The 22,711-nt window shown below is 67.2% G+C and carries 19 protein-coding genes and 1 tRNA gene; 11 read left to right on the top strand and 9 right to left on the bottom strand.

The genetic code is table 11. The features are described 5' to 3' along the window. Nucleotides 1–36: 36 nt before the first annotated feature. The 6 genes from ACZK29_RS17475 to ACZK29_RS17450 all read left to right on the top strand — a co-directional run bounded on the left by ACZK29_RS17475 (nt 37) and on the right by ACZK29_RS17450 (nt 9,768). Nucleotides 37–2,100 (top strand): TonB-dependent copper receptor, encoded by a 2,064-nt coding sequence (locus ACZK29_RS17475; protein WP_478446293.1) that lies wholly within the window; start codon nt 37–39, stop codon nt 2,098–2,100. A 313-nt stretch (nt 2,101–2,413) separates the two neighbouring features. Then, nucleotides 2,414–3,520: an efflux RND transporter periplasmic adaptor subunit gene (locus tag ACZK29_RS17470; RefSeq protein WP_478446292.1), complete on the top strand. Its 1,107-nt coding sequence runs from the start codon at nt 2,414–2,416 to the stop codon at nt 3,518–3,520. Then, entirely contained in the window at nt 3,517–6,642 is a 3,126-nt protein-coding gene (locus ACZK29_RS17465; protein WP_459048190.1) for an efflux RND transporter permease subunit, read from the top strand. The genes ACZK29_RS17470 and ACZK29_RS17465 overlap by 4 nt, the downstream gene beginning before the upstream one ends. Beyond that, entirely contained in the window at nt 6,635–7,174 is a 540-nt protein-coding gene (locus ACZK29_RS17460) for a GNAT family N-acetyltransferase (RefSeq protein WP_111204755.1), read from the top strand. The genes ACZK29_RS17465 and ACZK29_RS17460 overlap by 8 nt, the downstream gene beginning before the upstream one ends. A gap of 250 nt (nt 7,175–7,424) precedes the next feature. Then, nucleotides 7,425–8,942: an alanine/glycine:cation symporter family protein gene (locus ACZK29_RS17455; protein WP_111204756.1), complete on the top strand. Its 1,518-nt coding sequence runs from the start codon at nt 7,425–7,427 to the stop codon at nt 8,940–8,942. Continuing rightward, on the top strand, nt 8,935–9,768 hold the full coding sequence (locus ACZK29_RS17450; protein ID WP_111204757.1) for a TrmH family RNA methyltransferase: 834 nt from the start codon (nt 8,935–8,937) through the stop codon (nt 9,766–9,768). The genes ACZK29_RS17455 and ACZK29_RS17450 overlap by 8 nt, the downstream gene beginning before the upstream one ends. A 581-nt stretch (nt 9,769–10,349) precedes the next feature. Here ACZK29_RS17450 and ACZK29_RS17445 read toward each other — a convergent pair. From ACZK29_RS17445 to ACZK29_RS17430, 4 genes are all read right to left on the bottom strand, one after another. Then, entirely contained in the window at nt 10,350–11,771 is a 1,422-nt protein-coding gene (locus ACZK29_RS17445) for a M28 family peptidase (RefSeq protein WP_111204564.1), read from the bottom strand. Between the two features lie 241 nt (nt 11,772–12,012). Next, entirely contained in the window at nt 12,013–12,417 is a 405-nt protein-coding gene (gene mscL, locus ACZK29_RS17440; RefSeq protein ID WP_111204565.1) for a large-conductance mechanosensitive channel protein MscL, read from the bottom strand. Nucleotides 12,418–12,472: 55 nt separating this feature from the next. Further along, on the bottom strand, nt 12,473–13,189 hold the full coding sequence (locus ACZK29_RS17435) for a fumarylacetoacetate hydrolase family protein (RefSeq protein ID WP_111204566.1): 717 nt from the start codon (nt 13,187–13,189) through the stop codon (nt 12,473–12,475). 75 nt (nt 13,190–13,264) lie between these two features. Then, nucleotides 13,265–13,546, bottom strand: a complete 282-nt coding sequence (locus ACZK29_RS17430) for a hypothetical protein (protein ID WP_049466016.1) — start codon at nt 13,544–13,546, stop codon at nt 13,265–13,267. Nucleotides 13,547–13,724: 178 nt separating this feature from the next. On the opposite strand from ACZK29_RS17430, the gene ACZK29_RS17425 reads away from it, so the two are divergent. Then, the gene (locus ACZK29_RS17425; protein WP_262094677.1) at nt 13,725–14,060 is read left to right on the top strand and encodes a Rieske (2Fe-2S) protein; all 336 of its coding nucleotides are present in this window, start codon (nt 13,725–13,727) and stop codon (nt 14,058–14,060) included. A 366-nt stretch (nt 14,061–14,426) separates the two neighbouring features. Here the strand turns inward: ACZK29_RS17425 and ACZK29_RS17420 are convergent, their stop codons facing one another. The 4 genes from ACZK29_RS17420 to thiS all read right to left on the bottom strand — a co-directional run bounded on the left by ACZK29_RS17420 (nt 14,427) and on the right by thiS (nt 18,160). Continuing rightward, nucleotides 14,427–16,274, bottom strand: coding sequence for an SLC13 family permease (locus tag ACZK29_RS17420; RefSeq protein WP_111204568.1), 1,848 nt, complete (start codon nt 16,272–16,274; stop codon nt 14,427–14,429). Between the two features lie 27 nt (nt 16,275–16,301). Next, nucleotides 16,302–17,036, bottom strand: a complete 735-nt coding sequence (trmB, locus tag ACZK29_RS17415) for a tRNA (guanosine(46)-N7)-methyltransferase TrmB (protein ID WP_099485282.1) — start codon at nt 17,034–17,036, stop codon at nt 16,302–16,304. Then, entirely contained in the window at nt 17,036–17,830 is a 795-nt protein-coding gene (locus tag ACZK29_RS17410; RefSeq protein ID WP_100443395.1) for a thiazole synthase, read from the bottom strand. Before ACZK29_RS17410 ends, trmB begins: the two co-directional genes overlap by 1 nt. A 129-nt stretch (nt 17,831–17,959) precedes the next feature. Next, nucleotides 17,960–18,160 (bottom strand): sulfur carrier protein ThiS, encoded by a 201-nt coding sequence (thiS, locus tag ACZK29_RS17405; RefSeq protein WP_111204569.1) that lies wholly within the window; start codon nt 18,158–18,160, stop codon nt 17,960–17,962. Between the two features lie 207 nt (nt 18,161–18,367). Here thiS and ACZK29_RS17400 point away from each other — a divergent pair, with 207 nt between their 5' ends. The 4 genes from ACZK29_RS17400 to ACZK29_RS17385 all read left to right on the top strand — a co-directional run bounded on the left by ACZK29_RS17400 (nt 18,368) and on the right by ACZK29_RS17385 (nt 22,348). Continuing rightward, a complete protein-coding gene (locus ACZK29_RS17400) occupies nt 18,368–20,221 on the top strand; it encodes an autotransporter outer membrane beta-barrel domain-containing protein (RefSeq protein WP_111204570.1) in 1,854 nt (617 codons plus the stop codon). 114 nt (nt 20,222–20,335) lie between these two features. Further along, nucleotides 20,336–20,409, top strand: a tRNA-Gly gene (locus tag ACZK29_RS17395). A 305-nt stretch (nt 20,410–20,714) separates the two neighbouring features. Beyond that, a complete protein-coding gene (locus ACZK29_RS17390; protein ID WP_106549560.1) occupies nt 20,715–21,119 on the top strand; it encodes a DUF805 domain-containing protein in 405 nt (134 codons plus the stop codon). A gap of 74 nt (nt 21,120–21,193) precedes the next feature. Next, complete coding sequence (locus tag ACZK29_RS17385; protein ID WP_478447096.1) at nt 21,194–22,348, top strand: hypothetical protein; 1,155 nt, start codon at nt 21,194–21,196, stop codon at nt 22,346–22,348. Here ACZK29_RS17385 and ACZK29_RS17380 read toward each other — a convergent pair whose 3' ends face one another. After that, nucleotides 22,349–22,672, bottom strand: coding sequence for an acyl-CoA thioesterase (locus ACZK29_RS17380; protein WP_258392076.1), 324 nt, complete (start codon nt 22,670–22,672; stop codon nt 22,349–22,351). Nucleotides 22,673–22,711 lie beyond the last annotated feature (39 nt).

The raw sequence follows: 22,711 nt of genomic DNA, 5'->3' as shown, positions 1-22,711 counted from the left end.
GCGCCGTGCGCGTGTGCGTACCCTGGAGCTGTTCCGATGAAAATGACTTCCCGCCCCGCGGGCGCCTGCGCGCGCCTGCCGGTTGCCCTTGGCCTGGCCGTGGCCGCGTCACTGGCCCACGCTGCGCCTGCCGAAGAAGCGCGCACCCTCGACACGATGGTGGTCACCGCCGCCGCGCCGTCCTCGCCGCTGCACTGGGTGAGCGATCCGCGCCTGCCGCGGCAGCCGGTGCCGGCCAGTGATGGTGCCGATTACCTGAAGACCGTTCCCGGCTTCTCCGCCATCCGCAACGGCGGCACCAATGGCGATCCGGTGCTGCGCGGCATGTTCGGTTCGCGCCTGAACATCCTCAGCAACGACGGCAACCTGATCGGTGCCTGCCCGTCGCGCATGGATAACCCGCTGTCCTACATCGCCCCGGAAAGCTTCGACCGGTTGACCATCATCAAGGGCCCGCAGAGCGTGCGCTGGGGCGCAGGTGCGTCGGCCGGTACCGTGCGCTTCGAGCGCGACACGCCGCGCTTCGAGGAGCCGGGCCTGCGTGCCGATGCCAGTGCGCTGGTCGGTTCGCGCAACCGCAACGACCAGGTACTGGACCTGACCCTGGGCAACCCGACCGGCTACGTGCGTGCCAGCGGCAACCGCTCCGAAGCCGACGACTACAAGGATGGCCACGGCGAGGTGGTGCCGTCGAAGTGGCGCAAGTGGAACGGTGATGTGGCGATCGGCTGGACGCCGGATGCCGATACGCTGCTGGAAATTTCCGCCGGTGCCGGCGATGCGATCGCGCGCTACGCAGGGCGCGGCATGGACGGCGCCGCGTTCGAGCGCACCAGTTACGCGGCACGCTTCGAGAAGCGCAACCTGCCGGGCGCGTGGGACGTGGTGCAGGCCAACGTGTACTACAACGAAGCCGACCACGTGATGGACAACTACACGCTGCGCACGCCGAATCCCAACAGCATGATGCCGATGCCGATGGCCTCGAACGTGGACCGTCGTACCCAGGGCGGCCGGGTCAGTTCCGAGTGGCGTTGGCAGGACGTGCAGCTGGTGGCGGGTGTGGATGGCGAAGACAGCCGCCACCGCGGCCGCATGGGCATGGGCCGCGATACCTACCGGCAGGCGGCGTGGGAGACCGATGCCAACTTCCGCCGCTATGGCGTGTTCAGCGAACTGACCCTGGGCGCCGGCACCGGCCAGCGCTGGATCAGTGGCCTGCGCATCGATCGCGCCAGCGTGCGCGATGAGCGGCAGTCGATCCGCGGCATGATGGGGAACATGCCCAATCCGACCGCAGGCCAGCGTCGCAAGGAATGGCTGGGCAGTGGTTTCCTGCGCTACGAGCAGGACCTGGCCGACGGCCTGACCTGGTACGCCGGGCTCGGCCACAGTGAACGCATGCCTGACTACTGGGAGCTGTTCTCGCCCAACCATGGCCCGGCCGGCGCAGTGAGCGCGTTCACTGGCGTGCAGCCCGAACGCACCACCCAGCTCGACGTCGGCCTGCAGTACAAGGGACCGCGCGTGCAGGCGTGGGTTTCGGCGTATGCCGGGCAGATTCAGGACTACATCCTGTTCACCTATCACGGCAGCGGCATGATGGGCATGAGCCAGGCCAGCAACATCGCTGCGCGCATCGCCGGTGCCGAGGCGGGGCTGGAACTAAGCGTGGCCGAGCAGTGGAAACTGGGGGGCACTCTGGCCTATGCCTGGGGCGAGAACCGCGACCAGCAGCGTCCTCTGCCGCAGATGCCGCCGCTGGAAGCGCGCCTGAGTGCGAACTGGGAAGGCCAGCGCTGGAGCGCCGGGGCACTGCTGCGTGCGGTGACCCACCAGCACCGCGTGGCAGACGGGCAGGGCAACGTGGTGGCCCAGGACCTCGGGCCGAGTGCCGGTTTCGCCACGTTCGCGCTCAATGCGGCGTACCGTTTCAGTTCGCAGCTGCAGCTCAGCGCGGGGGTCGACAACCTGTTCGACCGCGCGTACAGCGAGCACCTGAACCTGGCCGGCAGCGCCGACTTCGGCTTCCCGGCCGATCCGGTGCGCATCAACGAGCCCGGTCGCAGCCTGTGGATGAAGGTGAACTACCGGTATTGACCAGCGTGCGGAACGGTAGCGCCGGGCCATGCCCGGCGTTGCTGCCGGGCAAAAAAAACGGGGCCGGATCCCCGCCAGGATCCGCCCCCTGCCCAACGCCCTCCGTCGGGCAGCTTCGACTCTACGATGGCAACGCCTGCGTTGCACGGCTGGATACACCCCGACACACGCCGACATCGCCAGGGGCAGCCTTGCACGGAACGGGTTCAAGGCGCTATCGCGGCTTCGGTTCCACGCCGGTAAACGCTTGGCACATACCGCTTTTGCGGGCCCTTGCCTACACTCGGCGGCCGTGGATCAATCAGGACCGTTCATGTTGGCTCGTATCGCTTCGACCCTGGCCCTTGGCCTCAGCCTGGCCGTGCTGGCCGGGTGCGCAGGCAAACAGGAGGCCGCCGTGCGTCGGCAGGGCGAAGCAGTGCCGGTTACCGCGCAGCTCGTGCAGCCCACGCAGTGGAACGACACCCTGCAGGCGCTGGGCACCGCAAAGGCACGCGAGTCGATCAGCGTCACCGCCAAGGTCAGCGAAATCGTCGAGAAGGTGCATTTCGAAAGCGGCCAGCACATCGCCGCCGGTGCCCCGATCGTGACCCTGCGCGGGCAGGCCCAGGAAGCGGCGCTGGTGCAGGCGCAGGCCACCTTCCACGAGGCCGACCAGCTGTACAAGCGCCAACGCGAGCTGGCCACGCAGCGGCTGGTCTCCAGCGCCACGCTGGATACGCAGAAGTCGATCCGCGATGCCGCCGAGGCGCGCGTGGCGCAGATGCAGTCGGACATCGGTGACCGTCGCGTGCGCGCGCCGTTCGCCGGCGTGCTTGGCATCCGCCAGGTCAGCCCTGGCTCGCTGGTGACCCCGACCACGGTGATCGCCACGCTCGACGACATCGAGCACATGCACATCGATTTCCAGGTGCCGGAAGTGGAACTGGCCGCGCTGGGCGTCGGTGACAAGGTCAGCGCCACCAGCGTGGCGTGGCCAGGCCGCAGCTTCGAAGGCGTGGTCAGCACCATCGATGCGCGCATCGATCCGGCCACCCGCGCGGTGACCGTGCGTGCCGACTTCGCCAACGGCGACCACGCGCTGCGCCCGGGCATGCTGCTGGACGTGCGCCTGTTCCGTCCCGAGCGCCCGGCGCTGGTGGTGCCGGAAATCGCCGTGGTGCAGGTGGGCCGCGACACGTTCGTGTACCGCATCAGGAACGACGACAGCGTCGAGCGCGTGGACGTGGTGACCGGTGCGCGCCGCGCCGGCGTGGTCGAGATCAAGCAGGGCCTGGACGCTGGCCAGCGCATCGTTGTCGATGGCACCGGCAAGCTGCGCCCGGGCCTGAAGGTCGCGGCCAAGGATGCAGCCCCGGCCAGCGGTGCCAAGCCAGCTGATGCACCGGCGCCGGTCGCGGCCGAGGGCCACGGCGGATGAAGCTGTCCGACATCTCCATCCAGCGGCCGGTGTTCGCCGTGGTGATGAGCCTGCTGTTGCTGGTGCTGGGCGTGATGTCCTTCACCCGCCTGACCCTGCGTGAACTGCCCGCCATCGATCCACCGATCGTCTCGGTGTCGGTGGACTACACCGGCGCCTCGGCGGCGGTCATCGAAAGCCGCATCACCCAGGTGCTGGAAGATGCACTGGCCGGCATCGAAGGCATCGATACCATCAACGCGCGCAGCACCAACGGCCGCTCGCAGGTCAGCATCGAGTTCACTTCCAACCGCGATATCGAAGCGGCGGCCAACGACGTGCGCGATGCGGTCAGCCGTGTCGCCGACCGCATGCCGGAAGAAGCGCGCCCGCCGGAAATCGCCAAGGTCGAAAGCGATGCCGACCCGATCATCTGGTTCAACATGGTCTCCTCGACCATGGACACGCTGGAACTGAGCGATTACGCCGACCGTTATGTGGTCGACCGCTTCTCCAGCCTGGATGGCGTGGCCCAGGTCCGCATTGGCGGTCGCCAGCGCTATGCGATGCGCATCTGGCTGGACCGTGACCAGCTGGCCGCGCGCGGGCTGACCACCGGCGATGTGGAAACTGCACTGCGCAACGAGAACGTGGAACTGCCGGCCGGCCGTATCGAGTCGACCGACCGCGATTTCACCCTGCGCGTGGAGCGCAACTACATCAAGCCCGAAGACTTCGCCACCATCCCGCTGGGCAAGGGCCGCGACGGCTACGTGGTGCGCATGGGCGACGTGGCGAAGATCGAACTGGCCTCGGCCGAGCGTCGCGCGTACTACCGCAGCAACGGCGAGCCCGGCATCGGCCTGGGCATCGTCAAGACCTCCACCGCCAACTCGCTGGACGTGGCGCGCACGGCGCGTGCCGAAGCCGAGCGTGTGGCGCTGTCGCTGCCCAAGGGCACGCAGATCTTCGTGGCGTTCGACAACACCACCTTCATCGAAGCCGCCGTGGACCGCGTCTATGCCACGCTGGTGGAGGCGATGATCCTGGTGCTGGCGGTGATCTGGCTGTTCCTCGGCAGCTTCCGTGCCGCATTGATTCCAGCGGTGACCGTGCCGGTCTGCCTGGTGGCCGCGTTCATCGCACTGTATGCGTTCGACTTCTCGATCAACCTGCTGACCCTGCTTGCCCTGGTGCTGTGCATCGGCCTGGTGGTGGACGATGCGATCGTGGTGGTGGAAAACGTGCAGCGCCGTATCGACCTGGGCGAGCCCCCACTGGTGGCCTCCAAGCGCGGTACCACGCAGGTTGCCTTCGCGGTGATCGCCACCACCGCCGTGCTGGTGGCGGTGTTCCTGCCGGTCGGTTTCCTGGAAGGCAATACCGGCCGCCTGTTCCGCGAACTGGCGGTGGCGCTGGCGGCAGCGGTGGCGTTGTCCGCGTTCGTGGCGCTGACGCTGACGCCGATGATGGCGTCCAAGCTGCTCAAGCCGCACACCGGGCAGGCACCGCGTGGCCTGCATGGCTTCATCAACCGCAACCTGGAACGCCTGGCTTCGGGCTACGGCCGTGTCCTCGACCACCATGTCGACCGCACCTGGATCTACCTGCTGGTGATGGTGGCCGCGCTGGCCGCCAGCTGGGGCCTGCTGAAACTGCTGCCGTCGGAGCTGGCGCCGGCCGAAGACCGCGGTTCGTTCCAGATCATGATCGACGGCCCGGAAGGCGCCGGCTACGACTACACCGTGCAGCAGGTACAGCAGGTGGAAGCGCTGCTGGCCCCGCACGTCGGCCCGGACAAGCCGATCGTGCGTGCCAACCCGCGCGTGCCCGGCGGTTGGGGCGCCAGCGAGGAAATGCACACCGGCCGCGTCAGCATCTTCCTGCAGCCGTGGCGCCAGCGCAGCGAGGCCACCCCGGATGTGGCCAACGCACTGCAGAAGGAACTCGATACCATGCGCGGCGTGCGCGTGCGTACCCAGGTCGGTGGCGGCCTGGTGCGCAGTGGCGGGCAGCCCTTCCAGATCGTGCTGGGCGGGCCGGAGTACGCGGAAATCGCCCAGTGGCGCGACCGCATCCTGCTGCGCATGGCCGACAATCCCGGCCTGGTCGGCCCGGATTCGGACTACAAGGAAACCCGGCCGCAGATGCGGGTGAACATCGACCGCCAGCGTGCGGCGGATCTCGGCGTGCCGGTCACCGCGATCGGTTCGGCGCTGGAAACCATGATGGGTTCGCGTCGCGTCACCACCTTCGTCGACAACGGCGAGGAGTATGACGTGCTGGTCCAGGCCGGTCGCGATGGCCGTGCCAGCCCGGCCGACCTGGCCGCGATCCGCGTGCGTGCCACCTCCGGCGAACTGGTGCCGCTGTCCAACCTGGTCACGCTCAGTGAAGTGGCCGAGGCGGGCACGCTGAACCGCTTCAACCGTCTGCGCTCGATCACCATCACCGCCGGCCTGGCGCCGGGCTATCCGTTGGGCGAGGCCATCGCCTGGGCGCAGAGCGTGGCCCGTGAGGAGCTGCCGCAGTACGCGCAGGTGAACTGGAAGGGCGAATCGCGCGAGTACCAGAGTGCCGGTGGCGCAGTGCTGCTGACCTTCGCCATGGCCCTGCTGGTGGTGTATCTGGTACTGGCCGCACAGTTCGAAAGCTTCATCCACCCGCTCACCATCATGCTGACCGTGCCGCTGGGCGTGCTCGGCGCGCTGGTCGGCCTGTGGGTGAGCGGGGGAACGGTGAATCTTTTCAGCCAGATCGGCATCGTCATGCTGGTTGGCCTGGCGGCCAAGAACGGCATCCTCATCGTCGAATTCGCCAACCAGCTGCGCGATGACGGTCGCACGGTGCGCGAGGCGATCATCGAATCGGCGATGGTGCGCCTGCGCCCGATCCTGATGACCTCGATCGCCACCGTGGTCGGCGCGATCCCGCTGGTGGTGGCCGGCGGCCCCGGCTCGGCCAGCCGTGGCACCATCGGCATCGTGATCATCTTCGGCGTGACCCTCTCGACGTTCCTGTCGCTGTTCGTGGTGCCGGCGTTCTACGCGCGGCTGGCCCCGTACACGCGTTCGCCGGAAGCGGTGAAGCGCGAGCTGGAGAAGCAGGAAGCCGAGTCGCCCTCGGTGGGTGGCCATGCCTGATCCGACAACGTTGCTGCGGGGCGACGGCTTCCAACTGCGCCCCTGGCGCGCGGATGATCTGGAATCCCTGCTGCGCCATGCCAACGACGCCGAGGTGTCGCGGGGCCTGCGTGATCGCTTCCCGTACCCGTACACGCGCGAGGATGGCGAGGCTTTCCTCGCGGGCCGCGTACTGGCCCCTGGCACGCTGAACCTGGCCATTGAGATCGACGGCCAGGCCTGTGGCAGCGTCGGCGCCCAGCAGGGCATGGCCGAGCGCGGTCATATGGCTGAACTTGGCTACTGGCTGGGCCAGGCCTACTGGGGCCAGGGCCTGATGACCCGCGTGGTCGGCCTGTTCGCGCCGTGGGTGATGGACGAACTGCGCCTGTTCAGGCTGCAGGCCGGGGTGGTCGACTTCAACCTCGGCTCGGCACGGGTACTGGAAAAGAACGGCTTCCAGGAAGAGGGCGTGGATCGCTGTGCGGTCTACAAGCGCGGGGTGCTGCACGACCTGCGCCGCTTTGCCCGGGTGCGCACCCAACTGCCCTGAGCAGCCGGGGAGGGGGAGGGGTAGAGTCGACTGTCAGTCGACTATCGCGCGCAGCGCGGGTTTCTCTGCAGCTTGACGGAGAGCAGTCGACTGACAGTCGACTCTACCGCCGCTGTTCCGGCCCTCCCGAGGCCGCCTGCCTCCCCCGTTCCTTCTGGCGCTACCGCAGCGGCCTTCGATCAGGGAGAATCGACCGGTCCCCTCCAGCCGACGGGACGTCCTTACAACCCGCCGACTGGAGAGAGCGCGCGTGGAAGCTACCGTACATTTCATCAACAGCATTATCTGGAGCAAGGCGCTGATCTTCATGTGCCTGGCCGCCGGCCTGTTCTTCAGCCTGCGCACGCGCTTCATGCAGATCCGTGGTTTCGTCGAGATGTGCCGCCTCACCGTCAAGGGTGAGAAATCCGACGCCGGCGTGTCCTCGTTCCAGGCCCTGGCCATGTCGATGGCCGGCCGCATGGGCATCGGCAACATCGCCGGCGTGGCCACCGCCATCGCCTTCGGCGGCCCCGGTGCGATCTTCTGGATGTGGGTGATGGGCTTCCTCGGCGCATCCACCTCGTACGTGGAATGCACCCTGGCGCAGATCTACAAGACCAAGGACGCCGAAGGCCGCTACCGCGGTGGCCCGGCGTATTACATCGAAAAGGCCATGGGCCTGAAGTGGTACGCGCTGGCCTTCGCCATCGCCACGATCATCGCCGCCGGCTTCCTGATGCCGGGCGTGCAGGCCAACGCCATTGCCGACAGCATCATCAACGCCTGCCGTGGCACCGCGCTGTGCGGTCCGCTCGATGGCCAGGCCTTCGGCATGGAATCGGTGCAGGCGCTGAAGCTGGGCATCGGCATCGTGGTCGCGCTGCTGCTGGGCGTGGTGATCTTCGGTGGCGTCAAGCGCATCGCCAACTTCGCCGAAGTGGTGGTGCCGTTCATGGCCGCCGGCTTCATCCTGATGGCCATCATCATCATGATCATCAACTACGACCGCGTGCCGGAAATGTTCGGCATCATCTTCAAGAGCGCCTTCGGCACCCATGCCGCGTTCGGCGCGATGATGGGCCTGGCGGTGGAGTGGGGCATCAAGCGCGGCATCTACGCCAACGAAGCCGGCCAGGGTTCGGGCCCGCATGCAGCGGCCGCCTCGGAAGTCTCGCATCCGGCCAAGCAGGGCTACGTGCAGGCCTTCGCCATCTACTTCGACACCATGATGGTGTGCACCGCTACGGCGTTCCTGATCCTGGCCAGCGGCACCTACAACGTGTACTCGCCGGTGCCCGGTGCCGCGCCGATCTTCCAGGGCCTGGCCGGTATTCCGGAAGGTGCGGGCTACGCGCAGGCCGGCGTGGAAGCGGTGCTGCCGGGCTGGGGCTCGGCGTTCGTCTCGATCGCCATCTTCTTCTTCGCCTTCACCACCATCATGGCGTACTACTACATGGCCGAGACCAACCTCAGCTATGTGAACCACAACAAGAAGCGCCCGCTGACCGTGCTGCTGCTGCGCCTGGGCATCATCGGCATGGTGGTGTTCGGTGCGTTCCACAACGCGACCCTGGCCTGGGCGCTGGGTGACATCGGCGTGGGCCTGATGGCCTGGCTGAACATCATTGCCATCCTCATCATCCAGAAGCCGGCGATGCTCGCCCTGCGTGATTACGAACGACAGAAGAAGCTCGGCCTCGATCCGATCTTCGACCCCGATGCCCTGGGCATCAAGAACGCCGATTTCTGGCGTCAACGCAAGCTGGAGTTGTCCCGTAGTGAATGATCCCTGGAAGAATGCCCGCCGTCCGTCGTCGCGACCGCCGCGGGCCACCCCGCTGCCTCCGCGCGAAGGCGGCACCCCGCCGCCGCCGGGGCGCGGCAGCGACGAGCTGCGCCTGTATGGCTGGAACGCCGTGCAGGCGCTGTTCGCCAAGCGCCCGCAGGCGCTGCGCAAGCTGTACCTGGTGGACGCGCTGATTCCGCGCATGCAGCCGGTGCTGAAGTGGTGCGTGGCCAACCGCGTGGGCTATCGCGTCGTCGAGGAAGGCGACCTCAACAAACTGGCTGCCACGACGCATCACGAAGGCCTGGTGGCCGATGTGCTGCGTGCGCCGGTGGTGCCGCTGGCACAGTGGCTGGCCGATCTGGAGCAGGGCCCGGTGCTGGCCTTGTGGCTCGATGGCGTCGGCAACCCGCACAACTTCGGCGCGATCCTGCGCTCTGCCGCGCACTTCGGCGTCAAGGCGCTGCTGTTGCCGGCCGGCAGCACGCTGGCGCTGTCCGGTGCTGCTGCACGCGTGGCCGAAGGCGGCGCAGAGTCGGTGCCGCTGGTGCAGCTGCCGGAGACTGCTCAGGCGATGGCGCAGCTGCGTGCGGCCGGCTTCGGGCTGGCGGCGACCCTCGTTGAGGGTGGCGACGACGTGTTCCGTGCGTCGCTGCCGGAGCGGCTGGTGTACGTGATGGGCGCTGAAGGCGAGGGCATGGACCGCGGCCTGGCCAGCGAATGCGACATGCGGGTCTCGATTCCCGGCAGTGGCGCAGTGGAGAGCCTGAACGTGGCCTCGGCCACGGCCGTGCTGCTGGCGCAATGGGCCAGTCGACGCGGCTGATCCCGTATCCGGGGTCGCATGATCGGGGTCGGATCCCTCGCCGCAGGCGAGGGCTCTGACCCTGCCGGGTTCCTGATTCAGGACCCGCCGTGGTGGGTGCGAACCCTGGTTCGCACCGCTGCTGCCGCTGCGCTCGCCGGGCATGGCCCGGCGCTGCCGATGCGGGATCTGCCGTGGTGGGTGCGAACCTTGGTTCGCACCGCTCCTGCCGCTGTGCTCGCCGGGCATGGATCGGCGTTACCGATGCGGGATCTGCCGTGGTGGGTGCGAACCTTGGTTCGCACCGCTCCTGTCGCCGCGCTCGCCGGGCATGGCCCGGCGCTGCCGATGCGGAATCTGCCGTGGTGGGTGCGAACCTTGGTTCGCACCGCTCCTGCCGTTGTGCTCGCCGGGCATGGATCGGCGTTACCGATGCGGGATCTGCCGTGGTGGGTGCGAACCCTGGTTCGCACCGCTCCTGCCGCCGCGCTCGCCGGGCATGGCCCGGCGCTACCGATGCGGAATCTGCCGTGGTGGGTGCGAACCTTGGTTCGCACCGCTCCTGTCGCCGCGCTCGCCGGGCATGGCCCGGCGCTACCGCATCACTCGTTCGGCGGCGTGGTCGCCTTGGCTTCGCTGCCGAAACTGCCATCGGCTTCCGCGGCCAGGTACGCGAATACCGCATAGGCGGCCACGTTCTGTGCCAGCGCCTTCGGGTCGATCTTGTCCAGCGTGTCGTCGGCGGTGTGGTGCAGGTGGAAGTAGTCCGAACCATCCTGCGCCAGCCACGCCCACGCGCCGCCCTTGGCGGCCAACGGGCCGACGTCCGGGCCCGGGCCACCCTTGTCGGCCTGGTACTCGATGCCCAGCGGCTTCATCACCTCGGCAATCTGCCGGGTCGCCTCGCGCGAGCCTTCCGGATTCGGCGAACCGGTGTTGAAGGCATAGATGCGGCCGGCACCGAAATCGCTCTCGGCGGCCAGCTGGTGCAGGGCCACGTCCTTTGCATGCGCTTCGGCGTAGGCCTTGCCGCCGTACAGGCCCTGTTCTTCGTTGGCGAAGGCGATCACGCGGATGGTGCGCTTCGGTGCCTGCTTCAGCAGGCCGATCAGGTGACCCGCGGCCATGGTGATGCCCACGCCCGCGCCGTCATCGACAGCGCCGGTGCCCAGGTCCCAAGAATCCAGGTGGCCACCGATCACCACCACTTCCTTCGGCAGGCTGCGGCCGGTGATCTCGCCGATCACGTTGTATGAGGTCGCCGTACCATCCCAGCCGCAGTCCAGCGCCACCTTCACCGTGGTGCGGCCACGGGCCAGCAGGCGCGCCAGCTGGTCGGCATCGGGCACCGACAGCGCCGCCGACGGCACCGGGGTCAGGCCATCATCAAAACGGGTGATGCCGGTGTGTGGCACGCGGTGTGAATCGGTACCGGCCGAGCGCATCAGGAAACCCACCGCGCCCTTGCGGATCGCCTCGGACGGGCCCTTGCTGCGGATCGCGCCACCACGGCCGTAGTCGCGGCCATCGCGGAACGGCAGCATCTGGTAATCGACGAAGGCGATCTTGCCCTTCAGCGAACCGGCCGGCGCGGCCTGCAGGGCGGCCAGGTCGGCGAAGCGCACCACCTCCGCTTCCACCGTGCCGCCCGGGCTGCCGCCCAGTGCAGTGATCTGCAGCGGCTGCGGGTTCTTGCCGGTCACGGCGGCGTGTTCACTGCGGCGCTCCCACTTCGGGAACGTCACCGGCTCCTTCCACACCTTGTCGAAGCCCAGTGCCTTGAACTTGGCTTCGGCCCAGGCCACGGCACGGGCGTCGGCTTCGCCGCCGGCAATGCGCGGACCGATCTCGGTGGTCAGCGATTCGACCACCTTCCAGCCGGTGTCGTCGGCCAGCGCCTGGTCACGCAGCTGTGCGGCGGTGGCCAGCGACGCCGGGGGCAGGGTGGTGGTGTGCGGCGCCGCGAAGGCCGGGGCGGCCAGCAGGGCGAGGGAGGATGCGATGGCAAGGACGCGGCGACGCATGGGCAACTCCGGAAGGGACCAAGCCTTGGAGCTTAACAGTCGTTCAGGCCCGCGCATGGGCGGGAGGTCATGGCTGGCGCGAACGCTGTTTTCCGCCATGTCCGGCAAAGCGAAAGCCCCGCCGGAGCGAGGCTTTCACATGCTTTCTGTAGAGCCGAGCCGATGCTCGGCTGCCTTGCAGATCAGCCGAGCGTGGGCTCGGCTCTACAGGTGGGAGGGGCGCCGATGGCGCCCGGTGCCCTTATTTCTTCAGGCTGTCGCGGATCTCGCGCAGCAGCACCACTTCCTCGGCCGGCGCTGCCGGTGCCGCCTCCTTCTTGCGCGACAGGCGGTTGATCGCCTTGACCACGATGAAGATGGCGAATGCCACGATCACGAACTGGATGATGGTGTTGATGAAGTCGCCATAGCCAACCACCACGGCCGGAATTTCCTTGCCATCCGGGCCCAGGTGAGCTGGCGACAACGTCCAGGCCAGGCTGGAGAAGTCCACGCGGCCGATCAGGTAACCCAGCGGCGGCATGATGATCTTCTCGACCAGCGCGGTCACGATCTTGCCGAAGGCTGCGCCGATCACCACGCCGACGGCGAGGTCGATGACGTTGCCGCGCATCGCGAATTCCTTGAACTCGGTGAGCATTCCCATTGTTGTTTTTCTCCGGTGGGGGAAGTGGACAGCGCGCAGGGTAGCGCAGGTGATGTCAGCCGGCGATCACGCCGTGGCGCTCGGCCACGTTTTCCAGGCGCGCGCTGAAGCGGTCGCCCGGCTTCAGTGCTGCCACGCCGGACGGGGTACCCATGAACACCAGGTCGCCGGCGCGCAGCTGCCACAGCTTGGACAGCTCATGCAGGATCTCCGGCACGTTCCAGATCATCTGGTCGAGCAGCGCCTGCTGGCGCACTTCACCGTTGACCTCCAGCGACAGGTTCAGCGCCGCGAGGTCGCCAACTTCTGCGGCGTGGACGATCTCGCTGATCGGCGCGGAGGCATCGAAGCCCTTGGCGGCATCCCACGGGTGCCCCTTGTCCTTGGCCGCAGCCTGCAGGTCGCGGCGGGTCAGGTCCAGGCCGACGGCGTAGCCGTAGACCAGTGCTTCGGCATCGGCCACGGCCAGCTCACCGGCCGGCGCATCGCAGCCGATCGCCACCACCAGTTCCACTTCGTGGTGCAGGTTGGCGGTCGCCGGCGGGTAGGGGATGGCATCGTCATGGCCGACTACGATCGCATCGGCCGGCTTGCTGAAGAACATCGGGCGGCCGCGGTCATCGGCCGCCGGCACCGCTGCGCCCATTTCGCGGGCATGGTCGGCGAAGTTGCGGCCGACGCAGTAGATGCGGTGCACGGGGAAACTGCCGCCGCCCACCACCGGTACACGCGGCAGGACTACGGCAGGGATCACATCGGAGACATTGGACATGCGGGCATCCAGGAAGGGCGTGCCCGCAGTCTAGAACGCATGGCGCCCGCCGTCAGCGGGCGCGGAAGATGCAGATCAGCGCGAGGCCGGCAGCACCGGCTTGCGCACTACGCGGTACTCGCCTTCGACCACGGTCGGGTCGACCGGACGCGCAGTGCCCGGCTTGCGCGAGGCCAGCAGCTTCCACGCCAGGCCGACCAGGATCATCGCTGCACCGACGAACACGCCGATGAAAACCATCGCGGCCAGGATCGCCAGGCCAAGCAGGCCCACGGCAACGCGCACCAACGGATGGCGCGGCTTGCGCGGCGCGAACAGGGTGCGGAACTGGTTGAAGGCGGATGCGCGATTGAACATGGCGGCTCGATAGGCTGGGATCAGCGAAACCAGAGTATCGGGACGCGCCACTGTCATTGAGTGAAAAACTCGTTAAATATAGCCTGTGCTTATTACGGATCAATGACTTGTGTTCATGTCGCAGCCAGTCACCTGAGCAGGCATGCGACAATTCCGGTTTACCGTCCGAGCCTTCGTCATGACTACCGCCGCTGCCCTGATCGCCCTTGAAGCCATTGCCGATGGCGCGTTTGCCGAGGTCGAAGCGGTGGTGGATGGCGATGCCGAGTCGCTGGTGCTGTACCGCGACGGCGCGCAGGTGCGTGCGTTCCTGAACATCTGCCCGCACGCCGGCCGCCGCCTGGACTGGGCCCCGGGCCAGTTCCTGAAGAGCCGCGAGGGCCACCTGGTGTGCGCCGCGCATGGCGCCTCGTTCACGTTGGACAGCGGCGACTGCATTGCCGGCCCGTGCAAGGGCGACCGCCTGCGCGCCGTACCGGTGGACGTGCGCGACGGGCAGGTTTACCTGGCCTGATGTAACCGGTGTGCGAACCAAGGTTCGCACCCACAGGATCAATGGGGATCCACATCAATGGGTATTCAGAGATTCATCCACGCATGGCGTGGATCTACGGTGTCGACCAGGGTCGACAGCTACCAGAGCGAGATCCGTGCCGACCAACGGTCGGCACCCACCACCAGCCTCGTGAAACCGTCGAAGGCGGGGCACTGTGGGTTTGCGGGGTGTGAGCGGCATGGATGCCGCGACCAAGCCCCCATGGATGGGTTTACGGCGTCCCCGCAAACCCACAGTGCCCCGCCATCCCACGGAATGCCCGCTGTTGCTGTTGCTTCGGCTTCTGCGGGTGCAGGGCGCAGCCCTGCCAACAAACCCCAACCCTCAGAACATCAGGTTGATCATCAGCACCACCACGCAGGTGTAGATCAGCGACAGCGGGCCGCCGACCCGCCACATCTCGCGCGGGGTGTAGTTGGCCGGGCCGGTGATCATCGAGATCACCGGGTTGGAGGCCGTCATCAGGTTGTTGGACGCCGACAGCGCCACGATCAGCGCGAACGCGGTCGGGTTGCCACCCGCCGCCAGCGCCAGGTTCACCGCAATGGGCACCATCACGATGGTCGCGCCCACATGGCTGATCACCAGCGAAAACGCCGTGGTCAACAGCGCCAGCGCCACCTCCAGCACCCACAGTGGAATGCCGGTAGGCAGCTTGTCGATCGTATGCCCGGCTACCCACGCCGCCGCGCCGCTGGAATCCATCGCCCAACCGAGCGGAATCAGCCCGGCCATCATGAACACCGTTTTCCAGTTGATCGAGGCATACGCCTCGTCCATGCGCAGCACGCCGGTCAGCAGCATGCCGGCCACGCCGGTCATCAGCGTCAGCGCCACCGGCAGCTTGCTGGTCAGCGCGATCAGGATGGTCAGCGCGAAGATCGTCATGGCGATCTTGAACTTGTGCGGGCGCTGCTCACCGGTGGGATAGTCGGTGACCACCACGAAGTCGCGGCTGCGCGCGGCCTGCGCCAGGTCGGTCCAGATGCTGTGGAAGACCAGCATGTCGCCGGCGCGCAGCTGCACATCGCGCACGTCCTCGCGGATCACCTGCTTGTCGCGGTTGATCGCCAGCAGGCTGATGCCGCGCTCCTTGCGCAGGCGCAGATCGGCCGCGCTCTTGCCGATCACGTTCGAGGTCGGCGGCACCACCGCCTCGGAAATGCCGGCGCGGCTGGGGTTGAACAGGTCGCCCAGGTGCTTCAGGCGCGAGGACATGCGCAGGAACTGGTTCTGTGCGAAGTCGTTGATCTGGTCACGCGGCCCCATCGCACCGAGCACGCTGCCGACCCAGATGCGCATCTCCGCCGGCGGTGCCAGGCGGGTGTCGTTGCCGGTCTTCAGGGCAAGCAGCAGCGGCGCATCGTGCAGGTTCTCGGCCTCGCCCAGGGTCATGCCGACCAGCGGGCTTTCGGCACTGACCACCAGCTCGAACACATCGCCTTCGATGCCGTAGGTCTTGGCGAAGTAGCTCTCGGTGCGTGCCGGCGTGACGCCGTCGTTGACCAGGCTTTCCTCTTCGACCAGCTTGCGGTCGCCGTAGTAGCGGAAGTACAGCAGCGAGGCGATCAGCAGGGCCACGCCGATGGGCAGCGGCGCGAACATGCGCAGCGGCTCGATGGTGGCCAGGCCCGAGGGCAGGTTGTTGTTGGCCGAGGCCAGCAGGTCGTTCAGCAGGATCAGCGGCGAGTTGCCGACCATGGTCAGCGCGCCGCCCATCACGATCGCCGCCGAGATCGGCAGCAGCAGGCGCTGCAGGGTCAGGCCCGTGCGCGCTGCCAGTCGCGAGGCGACCGGCAGGTACAGCGCCATCACCGACGGGTTCTGCATGAAAGAGGAGTTCAGGCCGGCAATGGCCGTGGTCATCATCAGCAGCCGCTGCTCGACGCCATGGCCGCGCCGCAGCAGCCACGCGGCCAGCCGGTTCAGTGCCCCGGTGCGGTCCAGGCCCGCACCGAGGATGGTGGTGGCGATGATGCTCATCACCGCGTTACCGGAGAAGCCGCCGAAGATCTCCTCCGGCGCGATCAGGCCGGTGACACCGAGCACCACCAGTACCACCAGCGCGACCACATCGGCGCGGATGCGCTCGAACAGGAACATCGCCATCGTGAAGCCGACCAGCCCGAGCACGAGCTTCATGTCGTTGGTCAGCGTCAGCGCGGTATCCATGTGGGGCGCGGCGTCCTCAGGCGTTGATCAGGTGCGGTCGTACAACAGGTCCCAGACGCCGTGGCCGAGCTTCTGGCCGCGGGTCTCGAAGTGGGTCTGCGGGCGCCAGTCCGGGCGCGGCACGCTGCCACGCGGGCCGGCACGGTTGACCAGGCCGGCAGTGGCATCGAGCACGTCCCACATCTGCTCGGCGTAGTCTTCCCAGTCGGTCGCGCAGTGCAGGCGGCCACCCGGGCGCAGCTTGCGCACCAGCAGGTCGGCGAACGCCGGCTGCAGCAGGCGGCGCTTGTTGTGGCGCTTCTTGTGCCACGGGTCCGGGAAGTAGATGCGCACTTCATCCAGCGCGCCGTCGGCGATCTCGTTCTGCAGCACCTCCACGGCATCGTGGTGGTACAGGCGCACGTGGTCGGCGTTGTCCTCGGCCAGCGCGTTCAGCAGGCGGCCCACGCCCGGGGCGTGCACCTCGATGCCGATGTAATCGCGCGACGGGTCGTGCTGGGCGGCGAAGCGCAGCGCGGCACCGTTGCCGAAGCCGATTTCCAGCACCTTGCGCGCCGGGCGGCCGAAGGTGGCGTCCAGGTCACGCGGCTGGCCGTTGTAGTCGATGCCGAAGCGCGGCCAGCGTTCGTCGAACGCGCGCTGCTGGGCGGGAGTGAAACGGCCCTGGCGCAACACGAAGCTGCGCACCTCGCGGCGGCCCTCGCTGACCGTGAAGGGCTTGGGCGGGGCCTTGGAACCGGCGCTGTCGAAAGGATTGGTCATCAGCCGATCAACCCATCCACCGGCGAGGACGCGCTGGCATAGCGCTTGCGCGGAATGCGCCCGGCCAGGAAGGCTTCGCGGCCGGCCTCGACTGCCTTGCGCATGGCGCTGGCCATCAGCACCGGGTGGCGTGCACCGGCAATGGCGGTGTTCATCAGCACGCCATCGCAGCCCAGCTCCATCGCGATCGCCGCGTCGGAGGCGGTGCCCACGCCGGCGTCGACGATGATCGGCACCTTGGCGTCTTCGATGATCTGCAGCAGGTTGTACTTGTTCTGGATGCCCAGGCCCGAACCGATCGGCGCGGCCAACGGCATCACCGCGGCGCAGCCGATCTCTTCCAGGCGCTTGGCCAGGATCGGGTCATCGGAGGTGTAGACCATCACCTCGAAACCGTCCTTGACCAGCTGTTCGGCGGCCTTGAGCGTCTGCACCACGTCCGGGTACAGCGACTTCTGGTCGCCCAGCACTTCCAGCTTGGTCAGGTTGTGGCCGTCCAGCAGCTCACGGGCCAGGCGGCAGGTGCGCACGGCATCTTCGGCGGTGTAGCAGCCGGCGGTGTTGGGCAGGATGGTGTAGCGCTCCGGCGGCAGCACGTCGAGCAGGTTGGGCTCGCCCGGGTTCTGCCCGATGTTGGTGCGGCGGATCGCCACGGTGACGATCTGGGCGCCTGCAGCCTCGGTGGCCAGGCGGGTTTCTTCCAGATCCTTGAACTTGCCGGTGCCGGTCAGCAGCCGCGAGCCATAGGCCTTGCCGGCGATCACCAGCGAATCGGGGGAGACATGAACGTTCATGGCGCGATTATCGCCTATCCGCCTGAAGATGGGGTCGTTACTTCGACGCCGCCGGGCATGGCCCGGCGCTACCGGGAGGCCGGTGCAGGGTAGCGCCGGGCCATGCCCGGCGAGCGCGGAGGCTTTACCTCAGCCCCCGCCCAGCGCGTGCACGATCTCGACCACATCACCCTCGGCCAGTACATGTCCGCCGTGGCGGCTGCGGCTGACGATCTCGCCGTTGACCTCCACGGCCACCCGGCGCTGCAGCAACTGCTCGGCCTCGAGCAGGTCGTGGAGGGTCGCCGAAGCGGGCAGGGTGCGGGGTTCGCCATTGAGCTGGATGTTCATCCGCGCATTGTCGCCGATAGCCCGCCGGGATCGGAACGCTTGCAAATTGAACGGGGCGCCAGCTCCGGCACAGCAGGTTTCCCGGCGATCGGGCGACAATCCATGCGGCGGCGCAGCGTGAGCAAAACGCAGCGCAGTGAAACCATTCACCGTGCGCCGGCGTACGTCCGCCGGATCCCCAATGATTTCCCCACAGGAGTTCCTTACATGCAGCTCAGCAAACACCCGATCCGCTCCCTGATGGCGGCCGCGATCGCGCTGGCCGCGCTTCCGGCCATGGCAGGCGAATCCCCGTATTCCAAGGCCGTGTTCTTCGGTGACAGCCTCACCGATGCCGGCTATTTCCGCCCGTTGCTCGATCCGGGCGTGCAGCCGGTCACCGGCCAGTTCACCACCAACCCGGGCTGGGTGTGGTCGCAGCAGGTTGCCAATTACTACGGCCTCAACGGCGGTGCCAACGGCAACGGCCAGAAGGGTGACAACTATGCTGTCGGTGGCGCCCGCGTATCGGTCGATGAAGCGGGTGGCCTGGGTGCCATTCCGTCGCTGAAGTCGCAGGCTGCCCGTTACCTTGCCGCAAATGGCGGCAAGGCTGACGCAAGCGCCCTCTATACCGTATGGGGAGGCGCCAACGATCTGTTCGCGGCCACCCGTGCGGCGGCAGGCGGCGCGTCCCAGGCCCAGGTGCAGGGCATCATCGGCGCGGCGGTCACGGACCAGATCGCACTGGTGGGGGCACTGAAGCAGGCCGGCGCCCAGTACGTGCTGGTTCCGAACCTGCCGGACGTGGGCATCACTCCGCAGTTCCGTGGTCCCAATGCCGCCGCCGCCACCGCACTGTCGGCCGGCTACAACAAGGCCCTGTACGGTGGCCTGAAGCAGGCCGGCATCGAGTTCATCCCGCTTGATACCTTCAGCATCCTGCGTGAGGTAACCGCCAACCCGTCGATGTACGGCTTCACCAACGTCACCAGCACCGCCTGCAAGATCGATCCGAACAACGCCACTGCAAGCATCATCGGCTGCAATCCGACCAGCTACGTCAGCCCGGATGCGGCCAACACCTATCTGTTCGCCGATGGCGTGCATCCGACCACGGCGGGCCACCAGCTGCTGGGCCAGTACGCGGTCTCGGTGCTGGAAGCCCCGCGCCTGCAGCAGGTGCTGAGCCACTCGGCACAGACCATCGGTCGTTCGCGTGCCGATCAGGTCAGCATGCACCTGGGCGGTCGTCCGGCCGACGGCCTGTCCTGGTGGGGTGGCGTGCGCGGTGACCTGCAGCGCTACGACCATGCGGATCTGTACGACGGCCTGGCGCCGGCCGGCCTGTTCGGCATCGACTGGGCGCGCGACGGCATGGTGGTCGGCGGCTTCGCCGGCTTCGGCCGCCTCAACGCCGACTTCGGCAACAGCCGGGGCGACTTCACCCAGAAGGACACCACCGCCGGTCTGTTCGCCGGCTGGTACGGCGATCGCATCTGGGTGAACGGCCAGGTCAGCTACACCTGGCTGTCGTACGACGTGAACCGCAAGGTCCAGCTGGGCCCGGCCACCCGCGAGCACGGTGGTTCGCCGGACGGCAGCAACCTGACCGCCGCCCTGAACGCCGGTTACGAGTTCGGCACCGAAGGCGGCTTCCGCCACGGTCCGATCGCTTCGGTGATCTGGCAGAAGGTGAAGATCGATGGTTACACCGAAAGCGCTGCGGCCGGCACCCTGGCCACCGCGCTGGGTTACGACCGCCAAAACGTTGATTCGACCGTTGGCCGCATCGGCTGGCAGGCCCGCTTCGATGGCGGCACCCTCAAGCCGTACGCGCAGCTGACCTACGACCATGAGTTCGAAGACACCAAGCAGGGCAGCGCGTGGCTGCAGACCCTGCCGGAACTGGGCAGCTACCGTGTGCCGGGCCTGAAGTTCGACAAGGACTACGCGACCGTCGTGCTGGGTGCCCGCACCGAACTGTTCGGGCTGCAGAGCAACTTCGGCCTGAGCGCTTCGGCCGGACAGAAACGTGCCCAGGACGCAACGCTGTTCGCCAACTTCAGCGGCAGCTTCTAAGCAGAAACCAGGCCGGGTCGGCCCTCTCGGCAACGAGAGGGCTTTGACCCCGGGCTGATGCGCTGGGCACCATTGCGCAACACGGTGCCCAGCGCATAGACTTTCCACCGCAACGCGGGCGTAGCTCAATGGTAGAGCTGTAGCTTCCCAAGCTACTGACGTGGGTTCGATTCCCATCGCCCGCTCCATGTTTCCAGCGGTCTGCATCTGGCAGACGCTCCGCGATATCCGAACCCCGCTTTTCCGTGCATGGATCCCGGTCGAGATGGCCGGTGAAGGCTTGGGCTGGGCGCTCGCTTCGCAAACATCCCTTGGCCGGATCGACCGTGTCCGAATGCACCCTGGCGCGGAGCCGGCAGGACAGGAATTCCCCTGCCGCAGCCGCTGTGGCCTTCCGGGCTTGGTCAGGCTGCAGGGTTCAGTTGATGCTTGGCTTCGGAATGCTAAAAGATCGTTAGCTGTTGACGCCCATCATCCGTTGCCCGGAGCGTGAATGATCGCTGCACTTGTGCCCATCAGGCGATGCTTTGATTTTTCCGGGCGATCCGACCGGAGGGAGTTCTGGTCGTATTCGCTGCTTGCCGGGTTCGTGATAGCGGTGAGCTACAGCGTGATGGATCGCGGTTACTGGCTGGTCGGCTACCTGTCGTTCGATTGGGAAACGTCAGAGATCCTGTGGAAGCTGGGATGGGTCATGACCGTCTGCGCTGTCATCGTCTTCCTGCCTCCGATGCTGGCCCTGACCGTGCGGAGATTGCACGATATCGACGAGTCAGGCTGGTACACCGTGATCGCGTTCATTCCGTTGGGGGTGTTCGTGCTCTTTCCGGTCATGCTGCTTCCCGGGAGCGAGGAAGAGAATCGATTCGGTGCAGTTCCTGGAGTGCAGGATGCTTGAACCCGCACCGGGCGCAATCGATCAGATCGGCGTTGAAGTCGTGGACGGTTCTCAACTGCGTCCCTCTCATCCGCATGTCGGTTGATCGAAGCGCCGTCAGGCGCTACACCCAGTGGTTGCCGTTCCTGGCCTGGGTCGCCGTCTGCGTGGCCTGGTGGTCACCTTGGGGCGTGCTTGTCGGCCTTGTCGTGTGCCTTGCGCTGGGGGGCGCGTTGCAGCGCATCGATCTGGTCGGCGATGCGGTGGGCGGTTCACGCCTGCGCTCGCGATCGATGAAGCCCTTTGCCGATCGGCCGCCCGCACATGATGTGCTGTTGGATTGGGGCGAGCTGGGCATGGGCGGGCCGGCGTACAGCACGCAGATGCTGCGCGATGGCGCCATCGTCGAAGGCGTATCCACTGGAGGCAGTCGTGATGCCAGCGGTGAATGGCTGGACCTGCCGGGAGGCGCGCTGCGCCTGGCCAGCGGGTACGTTGATCGATGCGAAGCAGTGTTCGTCTACGACGAGCGCCGCAAGGCGGTGCACGTGCTTGCGGTTGCTCCCGGCCTGTTCCGGCAGCAGCTGATCGAGCGCCAGCAGTCCGATGGGGACGCCGGGGCGGAGTCATGGCTGCGCAGCCAGCCCGGCGGCGTGACCCAGCTGCATCCCTGCCGAGGCCTATGGCTGGAGCACGGACATCCGGCGCTGGCCGCCGGAGTGCCGCAGGAGCTGAGGCACGTCCTGCCTGATGCCCGGGTGCTGCGCGCGGTCCCGCTGCTTCCCGAGGATCTGCGCGTGACCGCGCATCCGGCGCTGTTCGCGTGCATCTGCCCGTATTCCCTCTACCTTGACGAGGCCTTCAGTGGTCGCCACGCCTGTGATCTGGAGACGGTGATCGCGAGCCCGTCGGGACGCTGCGTGGTGGTGGCCGGCAGTGTGCTTGATGAAAACCTGCGACCCATCGAGGGCGTATGGCTCGCCTGCTGGCAGGGGCGTTGGCAGGCCTTTGCCCGTCATGCGATGGGGGGCTTCGGCAAGGACCGGAGCGTGGCCTGGATCAATGTGATCGACGTTGACGACGACGGCACACTCCAGTGCGAAGCCTATGAGGAACGCTGGGAGTCCGATGCCGTCCATCGTTACCCCACGCCCCACGCAGCCTTGGAGCTGCCTGTGGAATGGCGCGAAACCGGGTTGGCGCTGCGCGCCCGGGATGGGCGCTTCAGGCTGCGCCTTCCCTCGCGCTGATCAGGCCTCGGCGGCGCGCGCGCTCGTTCCCCGCAACGACTGCGCATGTTCCTCGGTGAACAGCACCGACAACGCCTGGCGCTGCTCGGCATCGATCTCGCGCGAGGCGTTGGTCGTGTAGTCGAAGTGCACCATCACGCAACGCCCGCTGGCCACCAGGGGTTCGAACTGGAACGCCTGCTGCACGATCGACAGCGAGGAGCGGTCGATGCTCTCGATCCGGGTCTCGATGCGCACTTCGTGTCCCGCCTGTATCTGCCGCAGGAAGTCCATCTCGTAGCGGCGCAGGATCAGCGCCAGGTCGCGCACGCCGCGCGGCATCATCCACCCGCCACACGCCCGCGCTATGCTGCGCGCCTGCCG

Source organism: Stenotrophomonas sp. 89682_Sma (assembly GCF_056481405.1).
Note: the sequence above shows the minus strand (reverse complement) of the source record. Positions and strands in the feature narration are given on the sequence as shown.